The sequence below is a fragment of the Paraglaciecola polaris LMG 21857 genome (assembly GCF_000315055.1).
GTDB classification, from domain to species: domain Bacteria; phylum Pseudomonadota; class Gammaproteobacteria; order Enterobacterales; family Alteromonadaceae; genus Paraglaciecola; species Paraglaciecola polaris.
The window spans coordinates 1-15675 of sequence record NZ_BAER01000033.1; the positions used below are offsets into that span (position 1 = coordinate 1).

Here is a 15675-nt window from a genome sequence, read left to right on the forward strand (position 1 = left end):
AATTTGCCACTACAATAGAATGGCACGGGATAGTCGAGTCTCGCGATTGAGCCCGGACGCTGAAAAATGGCGGAGTGTGTAGACAAGCCTTTTTAGCCGTTTTTGCAAACGCTGAAGGTTAAGTGGAGAAGGGGTAAAAGTGTTATTTAATAGCGGCTATAAAAGCACTTAGGCCGCTATTAAATAAGACTCTTGTCTTATATTTTTTGCTTTGCGCTGGTAAGAACCTTTGCCTTTTTTGGCCTTCACTACCTGCATCTTATAAAGCTTTGAGGTCACTAGCGCGGCTAAAAAATTGTCTTTAATTTTGCCTCGCCCTAACTCCGTTTCACTCACTTGCGTTTTCCTTATTGTGTTTTTCTGCTTACTCATCATTTTTCCTTTCAGGTTGTTTATATATTTGCCTAGCAATGATTACTTATCCTATCACTGGCTGGTTCATCCAGGATAACGGTGTTACAAGGATGTGGATGTTCAGCCGTTATCGTGAATGTGTCACTTTTTCAGTCTAGTGTTAACGGTCTTAATCCGGCACTTGCATCTTCATATTGCCTTCGTAGGCAGTATCAGGATCGCCTCCGTATCTGTGATCACGGTTAAGTTGGTCGATTGCACTTAACTGCTCAGCACTAAGTTCAAACGAGTCCAGCTCAAGATTAGCCTTGATGTTTTTGTCACTCTCGGCTTTGGGAATAGCGATACGGCCCTGCTGTAAATCCCATTTTAGGATCACCTGCCCTGCACTGACACCATGTTTTTCAGCTATGCCAAGGACCACGGCATCCGCTATCGGTTTTTCATTGGTGGGTACACCGCTCCAGGTACCAGAGCCAAGAGGCGACCAGCAAGATACATAAATATCATGTTTATCACACACGTCACATAACGCCCGTTGGGTTAGATACGGATGAAGCTCTAGTTGATTGTAAATAGGTTTCACCTTTGCAAAACTCAACAACTGCTCTATGTCTGATGGTCTAAAATTCGACAAGCCCAACTGACGTACCTGACCTTGTGCATGAAGGTGTTCTAACGCTTGCCAAGTGGCCTGGGTTTTAGCGGGATTTGGCCAATGCACTAAATACAGGTCAATATAATCCATGTCTAAGCGTTTCAAGCTCGCATCAAAGGCGTTAAGGGTTTCATCGTAACCCTGCTCGGTATCCCACACTTTACTGACCACAAAAAATGCTTCTCTAGGTATCCCCGACGCTTTAATGGCTTTACCCACACTGCGCTCGTTGCCATAGAGCGAGGCAGTATCTATGTGTCGATATCCTGCTTTGATGGCTTTGAGTATGGTGTCGACAACATAGTCGTCATCTTGCTGCCAGTCGCCAATAGCGCAAGTGCCAAAGCCCAGTGCGGGAAAGCGAGTGCCGTCTTTTAATACGATTTCGTGTTGCATCAAATATTCTCCTGTAGTGGCAATAGATATGCGCCCATCCACTTTCTATTCAAGCTATTTAAAATAAAAATTAACGTCCCGTGCCATATATTTGATTTGCAAATTTGCGTCACAATACGAGGACGTATTGAAAGCGGCACAAAGCATTGAAAAGTATGTCTAACAGCTGGAGAACCAGCCTATATAGCACATTAATTAAGGTCACATGGATGGCAGGCTTGTATCTTAGAATAAAAAAGGAGTCACCAAAAAGCGGCAGAGGAATATTGCCTTTGGTAGGTTGGGTGACTCCTAAAAACTGTTGTAAACTGCCTGCGCTTGAAGCGCTGACAATAGGCTAAAAGGCTAAATTTAACCGATAAATTGGTCGACTCTAGAAGAGTCTCGCCATGGTAACAATACGCATAATAAGTGGCATCGCAGACGGCTTACTGTCATTGAGCACGCCTGCGGCACTGCCCGCAGCAAATGCGGCTATTGGGGTCAGTGGTTGCCTACATAATTCTTTTGTGGCACTGGTAATCTGCGCTCGGCGGGCCAAAATCATCTCTTGATTGGTGTGTGCTTGGCGCTCAACACCTTCAACATCCGTTAAACGCTGGCTAAGCAAAGCTCGACTAAAAAATTGTCCATTTAACATCAAATCACTCCTCTCGCGGTAACACCCTTACTTCTGAGCGTTATCAGGGGATTGTGCGGATGTGGAATTGTCAGCTGGTAGTTGAGTGGACAAAGTCAACGCATTCCATGTGCGACTAAGGCTGATATGTTTTAACAGCGCTCTGATCGTAGCAACAAGTCCCCACAGAACCAAACTGTTTAACAGTATTATTCCGCTTCCTACCCACATCCAATGCAATCCGAGTTGAATTAACCCAGTCGCTAGCATGGCATTTAACGTGACCCAGAGGGTCGCGCCAACCGCACTAATTGACAGTATCCCCACCAGCACCAGTAACAGTGCGCGAGCGGATAATTTCCACTCTCGCCCCGCTAGTGTGCGCGCCAACGTTAGTTGACGCTGATATCGTTTGCCTGCATCCGTCGCGGCCCCAAAAATTTCCTTAATAAGATCAGTATGCTGGGTTAACGGGTCGTCACTTTGGGCATTTGACTGATCTGGGTTAGGCACAGGCATCGACTTAACGCTTACGCAATAATGAAGTCAGTAACATGCCCGCCGTGAACGCGATACCCACCGTGGCAACCGGATTTTCTGTGGCGAAACGACGCACCTGCGAACCGTTCCATTGTTTGAGTACCTTTTCTTGGGTTTCCCCCAAAGACTCAGCAGATCTATGCGCGGTATCACGTACCGAACGCTCCGCTCTAGCGGCCTTATCAGCCACTGCGTCTACAGAATCATGTAACGCGTCTTGCGCCTTTTTAGAGATAGGTGAATCTGTTTTAGCAGTGTTTTTTGATGTTGATGTGGCTGTTTTCGCATTTTCCATGATAGTCCCCTTACAAATTTAAGATGCTGCTTCAATAATATTGTCGCTGAGCACCTAGTTAACTAAAATGCGCTGGCATCCTGAGAAACAATTCTCGTTAATGCACATTGCATCTGTTTTTTCATACTTGTATTGGTAAAAGCAATGCCTGTGCCAAAGTACTGCTAACGGCGCAATCCCATATTCCGCGTAATCTACAAGGGATATAAAATGTGTGATTTTACAGGAGAGAAACCCATTAACGGGTATATATTGCAACGGCTGTGCAATTATTACGAACTGACTTTGTTTATGGATTACCATCAAAAATGTCTGGGTTTATCGGCACCGCCGGTAAACCAAGATGCATTCAATTATGGTTGGGGCGGGTTTAACCTGACTTGCTTTTGCGCCGGGGGCCATCGCTTTTAGTTTGACTGCCACCGGTCAATGCAATGCGCATGGCCGTTTCAACATCGATATCCAATGCCGTCACCTTGCTTCGGTCGATATATAAGGTATAGCCACCTATTTGATAACTCAGTGGCACGTACACGCCAATTTTCTGCTCATCATTAAACAAGACTTTTCCGCCTTCGGCGTTTGTTACAAAGCCGATCAAATCAATACTGTCGCTGATTTGAACTGACACCACGCTTTGCATCTTTTGTTGCTTGCCGACGTTGATTAAATTGACCGCATCTTGGATCGCTCCATAAAAGGTTTTCACCAGGGGAATACGTTCAAATATCAGCTCTCCCCAATGCAACAACACTTTAATTACATAAGCATTCACCAATAAACCGGCAAAAAATAACAGCACGATCCCGGTGACTACTCCCATTCCGGGGAAATACCACTGCTGGGGTATGATAGGCGTTAGCGCCATTTCCACTGAGGTCACAAGCCAATATAAGGCGTATAAGGTCAATGTTATCGGGACCACGGCAAGTAAGCCCTGAACTACCAAGAGCGTTATTTTTTTAAGCATGTTTGTATCTCGATCTAGAAAAGAAGCCGTCCGCTAAGCAAGCAGCAATAATCATTTGATTTGGCGGGATTTTATCACGTTTTACTCAAAAATTAGCGACTAGGCGCTAATGCAGCACCGGCGAGCGTTCCGAGACTCGCTGGTGACACTGGATTACTGAACGAATTTTTGGATGATACTCGCCATTCGATCTTTAACATCCATTAACGTCAGATTGTCTTCGTCACACGACTGGGCATGCTCACCGTTTAGTTTGGCAATTTGGCTTAACTCATTCAAATGCTGCAAGATTTGTTCAGTGACACTGGTTTGATGAGCAATCGCATTTACAATCTGCTGGTTCACTCCAGCAATATCCTCAATGGCATTGGTCACGATTTTCAAGTTTCCATCGGCTTCCAGTACTTTATCCACACTGAATTTGGTTCCTTCCTGCCCTTGGCTAATGGCATTCACCGCATTGCTGGTACCTTTTTGTACGTTAGCGATCATCTGCTTGATCTCTTCCGTTGACTGCTGGGTTTTAGCTGCTAGTGTGCGAACTTCATCCGCTACCACGGCAAAACCCCGTCCGTGCTCTCCCGCGCGGGCGGCTTCGATAGCAGCATTTAAGGCCAGTAAATTGGTTTGCTCAGCAATACCTTGGATCACATCTAGTACTGAGCCTATTTTACGAGCATCCTCATTTAAATCAGAGATGACCTTAGCCGTATCTTCAATTTGCTGTGACGAGCTCGATATGGTCTCAATGGTTTGTTGCATCACATCGATACTGGTCACCGCTGATTGACTCGCTTGTGTGGCTGAATCTGCGGCTTGGTGAACATACTGAGATATGGTTTGCGCCACGTCGGTTAATTGATGTACGGCGTTTTGTACACTGGTAGTGCCGTGATTTTGCTCGGTCACACCTTGACTAATAGCCCCTGCGCTGTCGACTAAACTAAAGCAAACCCGGTCTAAATCCTGTTGCGTAGAACCAAGCCCTGAATGAATTTCGAGTAAATCTATACGCAATGACTCAATTGATTCCGTCATTTGTCCTATCTCATCTTTCCGGTCAGATGATAATGGCTCCGCTAACTTGCCTTGACTCACATGGTAGATATGGCGACTAAGTTGGCGCAGTGGTGTGGTCACTAAGGCTTTAATTGCCCACAGTAAAACTCCCGCGCCTAACACAAGTGCCAACACTAAACCCGTGCTACCCCACCAGAGTGAATTAGCCACCTGATTATTTTGGTATGCATTTTGTTCAATGACATGTTGACTGATTTGAGCACTGAGTGCTTCAAGTAACTTAGTGGGCGCTCGGTCAATTCCGGTAACGGCATTATCACCGGCGTAGGGATCAAACCCGGCCTGAACGAATGTGTCGTACCCCTTTTGATACTGTTTAAGTAAAGCACGGTGTTGAGTAGAAAAAATGCTCAGTTGCTGGCGGACACCTTGGCTCACTTGAATGTTTTTAAACTCTTCTACCAAGCCTTCTATTTCTTTATGCCGAGCAAGAAAGCTACGCCAATACTTTTCGCGTTTCGCGCTGTCTTTGCCACGCAATAACACGTTTTTCCATTCTTGAACTTGACGCTTGAAATTCAGGTTCATGCTGTCAATCAGTAACGTTGCTTTCACATCTTGCTCTAACAAATCACTGTATTGGCTCACGTGTGAATTGAGACTATTGATGATTAATGCTGCGATCAAAGCAAAAACGGCCACAAACATCATTAATACACTAAATACCTTGGAACTGAGTTTTTTCATAATAAACAGCATCTTATCCTATTGTATCAACCTAATATCACGCCGCCAATGCAGTATAAATGGCATAAAGCAACTTAGTCGCTACTAATATATCGTCCTAAATCGACATTTAATGAGCTCGTTTGTTGTCAATAAAAGACACTGACAGTGCCGAGTGCTTCTATCCCCCTCGATTAAACTTTGCGACTGTAGAGCAGTTTTCTTACATAAACATTAAAACATACAACAATTTAGGAAAATGAACTCGTTGTTAATATTGAAATATATGGAGTGGGGCGATATTCAGCGATGAGTATAAATAAACAGTTATTTTCTTGGTTAAGCATACAATTACAAAATTTTATTTTGTGCCTTCGCTATACACTTTTTTGTGACATCGACTGGCGTATTCCTGTCTCCAGGGCTGCGCGATAAAAATGGATAAATGTATGGCTGATAATATGACCTCCTTGATCGCAAACTTGGAAAACTTACTTTGCCCGCCTGGCAATGGCGTATTCACCGTCAATACCGCCAAAGCGCGCAAAGAAAAACTGCATCTTGCTTGTTTTGGCAGCACAGACAACGTGGAGCAGTTATGGCAAGAAAGCTTACGCAACTTAGCACATGGCTCAGATGCCTTATTGCTCGGCATCGCGTCAGATTGTGGAGGTGGTATATTACGCGGCGCAAACTGGGGGCCCTTATTTGTGCGCAGTACCCTTAAAGAACATTTTCCTGATAGCGGCTACTTTGACCTTGGTGACGTGCGGGTCATTCCGCACTTGTTGCACGACAAATACTTGAATCAGGCCACTATCGAGAATTGCAATCGGGCACTGTATCAAACCCAAAGTGGCAAAACCCCAAATGGTCAGGATAGTCGCCAGTACCCAGTTTCGCCCTTATCCATCACCCAAGATGTGGCGAGTATGATCTACGCGAGTTTCCCGCAAAAAGGAATTTTCGCCATTGGTGGCGATCACTCCGTTAGTTACCCTTTGGTTAAGGCATATTTACAAGCCAAAAAAGTTCAAGGTAAGCGGGCAGCAGTCATTCATTTTGACGCCCACACTGATTTGCTCACCGAACGCTTAGGCATTGATTTATGCTTTGGCTCTTGGTGTACTCATATTTTGCAAGATCTAGTTGACCCAAGCTTATTGGTGCAATTGGGTATCCGCTCTAGCGGCAAACCCAAAGCCTACTGGCAAGACACGTTTGGTATTACCCAGCACTGGGCAGATGAGATCCAAACCCAAGGTGTTGAGGTCATAACACAAGCAATTATCACGCAACTGACCGCCCATCAGGTAGATGAGTTGTATGTCAGTTTTGATATTGATGCCATAGACGAACAATACGCTGCGGCTACCGGTACACCGGAAGCAGGCGGCTTACACCCACAAGTAGCGTTAGATATTATTCGTATACTTGGTGAACATTTTTCGGTGACCGGAGCAGACATGATGGAAGTTGCACCATTTACCAACAGCACAGAAAACGCCAAAGATGCGCAAGCAACAACCCTTCAAGTCGCGGGGGAAATATCCGCATTACTGATTGCGCAAATTGCTCGTCCCTAGGGCGCTGAACTATCGTCAATCCACTTAAGATGAGCCAAGGGGTAACCCAGAAACCATTTGGCTCTGTCTAATACAATGCGGGTTTTAATGTGCTTAATCGATAACGCTGGGTTATCGCTTAGCGCCGTGCAGGCAGCATTCAATGCTTTAATATCTGGAAAACAACTTAACGAGATGTAATCCACGTCACCGCTAAGCTGCATGCAGTCCATGATATGCGGCATATCTTTGATCACCCCAGCAAACCTTCTGCGCATGGCCGCTGTATTGTCATCAAAGGTAAATTCAATATAAGCAAGTACGTGCTCGCAAAGCTGATCCAAGTTGACATCAGCATGGGATGCTCTGAAATAACCGGCTTCCTTTAGTGCTTTAACCCTTTGGAAACAGGCGCTAGATGATAAGTTTACTTTTTCAGCCAATTCGATATTGGTTAAGTCAGCTTGCAGGTGCAACGTGGCTAAGATTTTTCTATTGTAGTTATCAATCTTAATGGTCTTTTTCATATTTCTACCTAATTGCTTCACCGCGACCTCATTATGATGCAGTAAATCCGCACAATAAATGACTGACTCGGCTTGAGGTTCAATAAATTATGTATGTCGCTCAAAGCGATAACAAAATATTATTTTGCCAAATATATGGAGACTTAAATGACACAAAATATGAACAGGGTTGGAACTGTTCATCATACAAACAAACTCCCATTGAGGCGTATCATGCACAACAAAATAAAGTTATTTGCTAAATCTACCCTCGCGCTTTGCGTTAGTCTATCCCTTATTCCTGTGGTTCATGCTCAGGAGGATGAGCCCAGTACAAAGACAGGGCAAGCCAACAGCAAAGACATCGAAATCATCTCTATCTCAGCCCGTGGGCGAACAGAATCAATTCAATCTGTTCCTGACTCGGTCACCGCATTTTCCTCAGACATGATTGAAAGTGCTCGTATTAGCAACTTTCAAGATGTTGCTGCCCTTACGCCAAACTTAACCCAGCTCGATAATTTTCGCCCGGGGCTCGCACGTATCTCCATTCGTGGATTGATCACGCCCCAAGTGGGCGATCCACCACTTGCGTTTGTGGTAGACGGCGTAACGGCATCAGATCTGGAGTTTATCAATCAAGATCTAGTGGATGTTGAACGTATAGAAGTCATGCGCGGCGCCCAAGGTGCGTTATATGGTCGCGGAGCTGTGGGCGGCGCCGTTTTGATTACCACTAAACAGCCTATCGAAGAATTCGAAGGCAGCGTAAAAGGGTCTTATAGCAACGGCAATGCTTATCACCTCAGTGGCGTGTTATCAGGTTCCTTAAATGAAGAAGACACCGCCTATTTTAGAGTCGGCGGGTACAGTAAAAGCAGCGACGGCCTTATCGATAACACCTTGTTAAATGATGAAGCTGACGCACTGGACGAAGACTCAATATTTGGTCAGTTGCAATTTGATTTATTCGACGACACTAGCCTAAATATTAAGGGCCGTTATACCACCAGCACTGCTGGTTTTGCTTACTATCAAGGCGTAACGGAAGACAGCATTGAAGACTTTTCAATTCAGACTTCACAAAACATTAAAAATCGCGATGAGCGAGATGTTTACGAGATCAGCGCCAAACTCAGTCAGGATTATGACTTAGGCACATTCGATTTTATTACTGCCTATAGCAAATCTGAGAATGAGCATTTCTATGACGGCGATTATTCGGCCGATGCAACATTTATCGATACCGATGATTTTTTTCGAGCGCCCTTTGGAACCGCAGGTGAATTAGACGTTGAATCATTCACCGTTGAAAGCCGCTTTACATCCCAAAGCGAACAACCCTTGCGTTGGGCGGTTTCGTTGTTTTATCAAGACCGCCAGCGGGACAGCGTGGTCAGTTTTCTAGACGACTTTGCGGGCGATACACCGCGCACTCGCAGTGATTTTAGTGACGACGATATCTATCTTGTGATCGCCGATAACAACAGTAGCAAGGCTTGGGCGGTATCAGGGCAAGTTAACTATGACATCACTGAAAAACTGGAACTGACCGGCGCCCTGCGCTTCGATCATGACAAGCGTGAATCGTTTGATCCTAATTTTGCAGATGACACCTTTGCCAAAAAAACCTTTTCCCAATCCCAACCTAAAGTCACCCTAGCTTATCAAGCCACGCCCAATGTATTGCTGTATTCGAGTTACTCAAAAGGGTTTAGAAGCGGCGGTTTTAACGAGCCAGCAGAAGGCATCAGTCGAACATTCAATAAGGAAGTCTCTGATAGTATTGAAGCTGGCTTTAAAACCACCTTATTCGACAATTCAGTCACGTTAAACGGCGCGGTTTTTTCCATTGCCCAAGACGATGCCCAGATGACTAAATTCAATGTCAGAACCTTTACCTTAGAAAACCTAGCCATTGATGAAGTTGACACCAAGGGAGCGGAACTGGAGGTAGCTGTGGCCGCGACAGATAATTTGGATATCCGCTTTAGTGCCGGTTACATTGATTCTGACATCAAGAAATTTGCACGCGATCCCTCTTTAGTTGGCGAAACCATGTTCTGGGTACCAGAGTACAACCTTACCTTGTCAGCAACCCATCATCATGAGTTAAACGATACTTGGACACTCACCTCAAGAGCATCACTGCAAGTTGACGGTCCTAAATCGTTTGATATTTCTGCCCCGCAGATACGTTCTTCGCAATATCGCTTCATTAACGCTGGGATCGGTATTAAATCAGAGGAATGGACCTTGCAATTATTTGTCAAAAATCTTACTGATGAACGCACCATTGAAGATATATTCTTATTAGACGATGGGGTCACCGAATATGCACGCCAACCAAACAAACCGCGCACCTACGGTATTGAAGCGTCATATCGCTTCTAGTCCTGCATATATAGTCACCCTGAAATAAGCGATACACCTTTGCAGCCCCTTTTTGGGGCTCTCTTTTACATAGGCAGTAATAAATGACAGATAAACACGCTCCCTTGCCAAACTCTGCGTTTGATGACTACGCCACTAGCCCTGTTCCGCAAAGTGAAACCGTCAACGGGATTGGCATCGGCATGATCAATGGCGGACTGGCTTTCGCGGTTCCTGGGCTTATCACTGGCATTCAGTTGGGTGGATCCCTAGGGTTAGAAAAAAGTATTTTTGCCTTTCTACTGGGTGGCTTTGCCTTGGCAATGCTCGGCACGGTTACCGGTTTAGTCGGCATGCATAACCGCTTTTCTTCTTGCATGACGATCAAATTCGTCTTTGGTACCACAGGCGCCAACTTTATTAATCTCGCTTTCGTGGTTTCGTTACTCGGATGGTATGGGGTTAACGTGGATTTATTCAGCCAGGTCAGCCAACAATTTTTACTTAAATACGCTGGCGGCACACCTGACACTTGGCTGCTAGAGGTATTATTTGGTGTACTCATAACCGCCGTCACCATATGGGGGTTTAAGGTTATTGAGCGTATTACCAACTTACTGGTACCCATATTGTTTGCCATCATTGTCTACTTATTGGTGCAAAGTATTGGTTACGCCAACAGCCATGAAATTACGGCGATTACGCCGCAGACAATATCTTTGACCTTCGGTGAAGGTGTGTCTGCCGTGGTGGGCAGTTTTATTGTCAGCGTAGTATTAATGCCCGATTTTAGCCGTTATGCCGCTAAACCCATCGATACCGTTTATGCATCATTTTTACCATTTTTGCTCATCAATTCTTTTGTCTATGTGGTGTCAGCATTTGCTGGGATTGTGGTGGCAAATAGCGACATTCTTTCCGTCATGTTAGTACTCGGGCTTGGCGGGATGGCCTTTTTTTTATTGCTGGTATCGAGTTGCGTGACAAACGTCATTAACTTGTACAGCTGTGGTTTAGGGTTAATGGCTGTCTTTCCCAAATTTAAAGAATGGCAATGGATCATCGTCGCTGGGATATTGGGCGCAGTAGTGGCTTCGTTCAATGTATTGGACAACTTTACGAATTTCTTGTTTGGCTTGTCGATTATCTTTACCCCGGTGGCCGCTATTTACGTCGTTGATTTTTTCTTGATCAGGCAATCACGTAAGTACCAACTGGCCAGTTTGCAACGGGATCAAAATATCAATTATCGTGCGCTCATTGCTTGGTTAATTGGCATATGCACGTCTTTTTTGTCAAATCATGGCTGGTTAACGATCACGACCATAGAAGTCTTCGATGCCATGCTCGTTACCCTGCCAGTTTATTACTTACTATCGCGTAGCAAAATTCGCCGCAAGCGCCCTGAAGTGGCGAAATAACATTTTGTGTTTAGCCAAAATTCAAACGTTTGTTCGTCATAACGAAGTATTCGTCCGTAAATAAATTTTGCGTTGTGGTTAACATTTCAACGACGAATTAAACGCAGTATCCGCTCACTGTTCGACCAGCAGTTGGGATAAAACAAGGTAAAAACGATGAAAGAGTTAACGCGTGAAGATATATCCGATATTTTATATGGCTGCGCCATTCTTGGTACAGGTGGCGGCGGTGAACTCAGTGAAGGTTTTGGTTATATAGATGCAGCCATTGCCGCAGGTAAAACCTTTACTTTAGTCGATTTAGCAGAGGTACCAGCCGGACAAAAACTATGCACCCCTTATATGTTAGGTGCATTAACCCCCATTTCAGCAAGCGAAGAACAAGAATACTCAGCCCTGCCCAGAACGAACACAGTTCCTATGCTAGCGGCTTACGAACGCCTTAAAGCACTCACAGGGGATGACTATTACGGCACCATATGCTGTGAACTCGGCGGCGCAAACACCGCTATTTCGTTCTATCTTGCCGCAATGAGCGGAGGCTTTATTATCGATGCGGACCCTGCCGGACGCGCCGTACCGGAAATCACTCATTCAACCTATTATTTTAACGGTTTGCCCGCAGCCCCCATAGTGGCCGCCAATGAATTTGGTGAATGTTTTGTGTGCGAAAATGTGGTCGATGATTTACGCGCCGAACGTGTAGTGCGCGCGCTTGCGATGGTTAGTCGAAATGACATCGCCGCCATTGATCACGCATTACCGGTAGAGCAACTTAAAGGTGCAGTCATTCCTGGCACGATCAGCAAGGCGTTGAAAATCGGTCAAACTTATCGCTTAGCCGTTGCCGAAAAGCGCGATATCGCCGACGCCATCGCCCACAGTGGTAACGGCTACGTCGCTTTTCGCGGTCAGGTTAATCATTTTGATTTTACGACTGAAAATGGCTTTACACTAGGAACAATAGACATACAAGGAGAAGGACAGTACAGCGGCTCAACTTATGCTATTGAAGTTAAAAATGAAAATTTATTGGCGCGCATCAATGGCGAGATTGACGTCACAATTCCGGACCTGATTTGTTGTCTCGATCTTGATGAAAATGTGCCTATCACTAACCCCAATCATAAAATAGGAATGAATATAGCCGTAGTCATTTTACCTGCTCCCAAAGAATTCACTGGCGAAAAAGGCCTCGCCGCTTTTGGCCCTGCGTACCTAGGGTTAGCTGATGCATACCGCTGTGCAGTAACTCGCCACTTTGCTCAGCGGGCTAACACACTAGAAGCCTGAACCATACAAGTCAAAAGCAGCCTTGACGCTGCTTTTGACCCTTATACCTATTAACAACAGGCACCTTTGAACTGCCAAGCAATATTAGTCCACAGTCTAGAATCCTAACCAGACAACCCCAAGAGTGCGAACAAGACATTCTGGTTTGTGCTTTACCCCTAACACGTACGCCATTTACCCTTTGATACTTCGCCTAGGCTCAACCCGTCAACATTCTTTAGCAATGAAAACCATTCATTAAGTAAACCTTAATAATCTGCGCGCATGCTGCTTTTAACAAAAATGCAACAGTCAAGTTGACAGGGTATTTATGGCCGTCGTAACGAATATAATTAGGTGTACCCAATGGTGAATAAACACGCTTATCTAACCCTTACGGGCGTTATCGCACTATTCCCTGGTACATTGGTACATGCAGCCTCAGTGATCCTAGCCGATTGCCCAGCGTTTACCGCCAATGAAAATGATGCACAGAAGCAGCTTAAAACGCCGGAACTCATCGCCAGTACGATCAGCATTGATACCCAAGCAATTTTTGATACCCGTGCTCAAGACACGATGGCCATACACCGCTTTGCCAATTGGATGCACTATGACACCCGAGAAAGCGTGGTAAAACGCTTGCTGCCCTTTGCACCAGGACAGAAAATTACCGAATACGAATTAGCCGAAGCAGAACGCATTCTGCGCAGTGAAAGTTATTTACGGGATGCCAAGGTAACCGCCGAACCAGATTGTGATGGCAATTATCACGTCAAGGTAACGACTTGGGATAACTGGTCTTTACTGCCCACTTTTAGTTTTGGCCGCAAGGGCGGAGAAAACAAGCTCGCGCTAGGCTTTGAGGAAGACAACCTATTGGGCACAGGAATACGCACCACAGTGCGCTATAAAACAGATGACCAGCGTTCAGGTTATCAAGTTGATTTCAGATCTCCTGTGCCTTATTTATCCCATGCCACTATATCCACCCGCTTGATGGATAATGACGACGGCCAGTTGGTTCAACTGATACTGGATGATCCATTTTACCAAAGTTCAACCCAGCATATGTTCAATGTGCATTACGAGAGCGATCAGCGCATCGAACGCCTTTACCAAAATGGCGGAACCCGCAACCGATTTGCCCTAGATCATGATTTCAAGCAATTAACCTACGGTTGGTTGCTGCACAATGACCAACAAAGCGGCCATTACGGCGACGTGCTGCGGTTAACTGCGGGGATCACTCAGGATTCCACCCAGTTTACCTTACCCGAGTTTGAGCGGGCAGCTTCAGAACCGCTGTTTTTACCCGAAGATAGGGATTACCTATATCCTTGGTTAGGGTTGGAATACCGGCAAGCCGAATTCAAAGTGATGTCGAATGTCTACCTGATTGAGCAAAATGAGGATCTTAACTTAGGCTGGCATCACAGTGTGCGTGTTGGGGTTGATATGAACACCAATCAAACCGATTCCCGCCTGTTTCATTTAGACTTTAGCAGCGATAAAGGCTATCAGTGGCAAAATTATTTGCTGTTACTGTCAGTTCAAGGCCAAAGTGTTTTTGATGGCGACCAGCATAATCAGTTGAAACTGGCAGCGAGCGCAGAACATTTTTACCGCATAGACGATACGTGGTCATTGTATAGCAAACAAAGTCTGGTGACGTCTGCCCAGCAGTTTCGCGATCAACCTGTGGTCATAGGGGGCGACACCGGTGCCCGGGGTTATCCTTTGCAATATCAACACGGCGAGCATAGTGCATTGCTCAATGCAGAAATACGCGTATACCCCAAATACAATCTATACAAGTTATTCGATGTGGGTATGGTCGCTTTTGCCGATGTAGGCCGAGCGTGGGGCGGACAAGCAGCCATGCTGAATGAATCTGACTCAATATTATCAAGTGTCGGCATAGGTGCGCGTATTTACGCCAGTCGTTCAAGCCACCGTAATGTTATTCATATTGATATCGCAAAACCTTTGCTCAGTTCAGCATTTGTCGACAGTTGGGAGTGGCGCCTACAAGTTAAAAATAGTTTTTAATCGTGCCCAGCCCCGATGCAATGATTATTACCCGAATGTTATCCATGTATTCCCATATGGATAACATTCCTGTGCACTAAGGGATTAAATTGCGCCATTCACCTTCTGCCAAGTCACCCAGACAATAGGCACCAAACTCTTCTCTATGCAGGGTATCAACGTAATATCCGCACGCGGCAAACATGCGTCTAACTTGATGGTACTTTCCTTCATTTAGCGTGACGTTAGCCATGTTTTCGCCGATTATTTCTATCTTTGCCGGTAAACATTGCTCTTCTCCGTCACCTAACATGACACCTTTAGCAAATTCATTGACAATATTTTCCTCCAGCGGTCTATCCACACTGACCACGTATAACTTATCCACGTGATTTTTAGGCGATGTGAGCTGATGCACTAACTTGGTGTCGTCGGTGACTAATATAAGCCCTGTGGTATCTTTATCTAGACGACCTACACTCACAACCTTGGGATTGCGCGCCTCCCAGCGACTCGGTAGTAGATCATAAATGCGGCTGCCTTCGTTGTTATCATGACTGCAAACATAACCTTCGGGTTTATTAAGCATTACCAAGATCCCGTCTGGCATATCTAACGGTGCACCGTCGACTAAAACATTAGCAGGATCGACTTTTAGCGAAGCACTTTTTGTAATCTCGCCTGCCACACGTACCCGTTTGTCTTTGAGGAAGTAACGGGCTTCTTTGCGGCTGCAATAACCTAAATTACTCAGTAGTTGATCGAGACGTTTAAGGGTGGGCATAGTTAGTCCTAATTAGGGTAAAACATGGGTGTGCCAGGGCAGCTGATAACACAAGGTACTGCCGGTAAAACAACAAAAATCAGTGAGCGCGAGAGTATGCCATACCGAGGTGGATTTCCAAACCGTGATGATGGAACGTTATACA

14 protein-coding genes are annotated in these 15675 nt (G+C 45.3%); 5 read left to right on the top strand and 9 right to left on the bottom strand.

Annotated elements, in window-relative coordinates; all coding sequences use genetic code 11:
• Nucleotides 1–168: 168 nt before the first annotated feature.
• The 7 genes from GPLA_RS06005 to GPLA_RS06035 all read right to left on the bottom strand — a co-directional run bounded on the left by GPLA_RS06005 (nt 169) and on the right by GPLA_RS06035 (nt 5599).
• Complete coding sequence (locus GPLA_RS06005) at nt 169–372, bottom strand: alternative ribosome-rescue factor A (protein ID WP_040514019.1); 204 nt, start codon at nt 370–372, stop codon at nt 169–171.
• Between the two features lie 151 nt (nt 373–523).
• The gene (locus tag GPLA_RS06010) at nt 524–1408 is read right to left on the bottom strand and encodes an aldo/keto reductase (protein WP_007103965.1); all 885 of its coding nucleotides are present in this window, start codon (nt 1406–1408) and stop codon (nt 524–526) included.
• A 373-nt stretch (nt 1409–1781) separates the two neighbouring features.
• Nucleotides 1782–2048 (bottom strand): hypothetical protein, encoded by a 267-nt coding sequence (locus GPLA_RS06015; protein ID WP_007103966.1) that lies wholly within the window; start codon nt 2046–2048, stop codon nt 1782–1784.
• 27 nt (nt 2049–2075) lie between these two features.
• The gene (locus GPLA_RS06020) at nt 2076–2546 is read right to left on the bottom strand and encodes a hypothetical protein (RefSeq protein ID WP_007103967.1); all 471 of its coding nucleotides are present in this window, start codon (nt 2544–2546) and stop codon (nt 2076–2078) included.
• 4 nt (nt 2547–2550) lie between these two features.
• Nucleotides 2551–2862, bottom strand: coding sequence for a hypothetical protein (locus GPLA_RS06025; RefSeq protein WP_007103968.1), 312 nt, complete (start codon nt 2860–2862; stop codon nt 2551–2553).
• A 370-nt stretch (nt 2863–3232) separates the two neighbouring features.
• Complete coding sequence (locus GPLA_RS06030; protein ID WP_007103970.1) at nt 3233–3832, bottom strand: DUF502 domain-containing protein; 600 nt, start codon at nt 3830–3832, stop codon at nt 3233–3235.
• 153 nt (nt 3833–3985) lie between these two features.
• Entirely contained in the window at nt 3986–5599 is a 1614-nt protein-coding gene (locus tag GPLA_RS06035) for a methyl-accepting chemotaxis protein (RefSeq protein WP_040514031.1), read from the bottom strand.
• A gap of 428 nt (nt 5600–6027) precedes the next feature.
• On the opposite strand from GPLA_RS06035, the gene GPLA_RS06040 reads away from it, so the two are divergent.
• Nucleotides 6028–7164 (top strand): arginase family protein, encoded by a 1137-nt coding sequence (locus GPLA_RS06040; RefSeq protein WP_007103972.1) that lies wholly within the window; start codon nt 6028–6030, stop codon nt 7162–7164.
• On the opposite strand, the gene GPLA_RS06045 is transcribed toward GPLA_RS06040, so the two are convergent.
• A complete protein-coding gene (locus tag GPLA_RS06045; RefSeq protein WP_007103973.1) occupies nt 7161–7670 on the bottom strand; it encodes an Lrp/AsnC family transcriptional regulator in 510 nt (169 codons plus the stop codon). The two genes, GPLA_RS06040 and GPLA_RS06045, sit on opposite strands and share 4 nt — an antisense overlap.
• Before the next feature lie 213 nt (nt 7671–7883).
• Here GPLA_RS06045 and GPLA_RS06050 point away from each other — a divergent pair, with 213 nt between their 5' ends.
• From GPLA_RS06050 to GPLA_RS06065, 4 genes are all read left to right on the top strand, one after another.
• Nucleotides 7884–10043, top strand: coding sequence for a TonB-dependent receptor (locus GPLA_RS06050; RefSeq protein ID WP_007103974.1), 2160 nt, complete (start codon nt 7884–7886; stop codon nt 10041–10043).
• An 83-nt stretch (nt 10044–10126) separates the two neighbouring features.
• Entirely contained in the window at nt 10127–11443 is a 1317-nt protein-coding gene (locus GPLA_RS06055; RefSeq protein WP_007103975.1) for a purine-cytosine permease family protein, read from the top strand.
• A 156-nt stretch (nt 11444–11599) separates the two neighbouring features.
• Nucleotides 11600–12736: a DUF917 domain-containing protein gene (locus GPLA_RS06060; protein WP_007103976.1), complete on the top strand. Its 1137-nt coding sequence runs from the start codon at nt 11600–11602 to the stop codon at nt 12734–12736.
• 345 nt (nt 12737–13081) lie between these two features.
• On the top strand, nt 13082–14767 hold the full coding sequence (locus tag GPLA_RS06065; RefSeq protein ID WP_007103978.1) for a BamA/TamA family outer membrane protein: 1686 nt from the start codon (nt 13082–13084) through the stop codon (nt 14765–14767).
• Nucleotides 14768–14843: 76 nt separating this feature from the next.
• Here the strand turns inward: GPLA_RS06065 and GPLA_RS06070 are convergent, their stop codons facing one another.
• Nucleotides 14844–15530: a pseudouridine synthase gene (locus GPLA_RS06070; protein ID WP_007103979.1), complete on the bottom strand. Its 687-nt coding sequence runs from the start codon at nt 15528–15530 to the stop codon at nt 14844–14846.
• Nucleotides 15531–15675: the final 145 nt, after the last annotated feature.

Excerpts from the sequence above, each read along its gene's own strand:
- GPLA_RS06025 (WP_007103968.1), bottom strand. The coding sequence starts at position 2,862 with ATGGAAAATGCGAAAACAGCCACATCAACATCAAAAAACACTGCTAAA.
- GPLA_RS06010 (WP_007103965.1), bottom strand. The coding sequence starts at position 1,408 with ATGCAACACGAAATCGTATTAAAAGACGGCACTCGCTTTCCCGCACTG.
- GPLA_RS06050 (WP_007103974.1), top strand. The coding sequence starts at position 7,884 with ATGCACAACAAAATAAAGTTATTTGCTAAATCTACCCTCGCGCTTTGC.
- GPLA_RS06030 (WP_007103970.1), bottom strand. The coding sequence starts at position 3,832 with ATGCTTAAAAAAATAACGCTCTTGGTAGTTCAGGGCTTACTTGCCGTG.
- GPLA_RS06020 (WP_007103967.1), bottom strand. The coding sequence starts at position 2,546 with ATGCCTGTGCCTAACCCAGATCAGTCAAATGCCCAAAGTGACGACCCG.
- GPLA_RS06065 (WP_007103978.1), top strand. The coding sequence starts at position 13,082 with ATGGTGAATAAACACGCTTATCTAACCCTTACGGGCGTTATCGCACTA.
- GPLA_RS06015 (WP_007103966.1), bottom strand. The coding sequence starts at position 2,048 with ATGTTAAATGGACAATTTTTTAGTCGAGCTTTGCTTAGCCAGCGTTTA.
- GPLA_RS06060 (WP_007103976.1), top strand. The coding sequence starts at position 11,600 with ATGAAAGAGTTAACGCGTGAAGATATATCCGATATTTTATATGGCTGC.
- GPLA_RS06070 (WP_007103979.1), bottom strand. The coding sequence starts at position 15,530 with ATGCCCACCCTTAAACGTCTCGATCAACTACTGAGTAATTTAGGTTAT.
- GPLA_RS06040 (WP_007103972.1), top strand. The coding sequence starts at position 6,028 with ATGGCTGATAATATGACCTCCTTGATCGCAAACTTGGAAAACTTACTT.
- GPLA_RS06035 (WP_040514031.1), bottom strand. The coding sequence starts at position 5,599 with ATGAAAAAACTCAGTTCCAAGGTATTTAGTGTATTAATGATGTTTGTG.
- GPLA_RS06045 (WP_007103973.1), bottom strand. The coding sequence starts at position 7,670 with ATGAAAAAGACCATTAAGATTGATAACTACAATAGAAAAATCTTAGCC.
- GPLA_RS06055 (WP_007103975.1), top strand. The coding sequence starts at position 10,127 with ATGACAGATAAACACGCTCCCTTGCCAAACTCTGCGTTTGATGACTAC.
- GPLA_RS06005 (WP_040514019.1), bottom strand. The coding sequence starts at position 372 with ATGAGTAAGCAGAAAAACACAATAAGGAAAACGCAAGTGAGTGAAACG.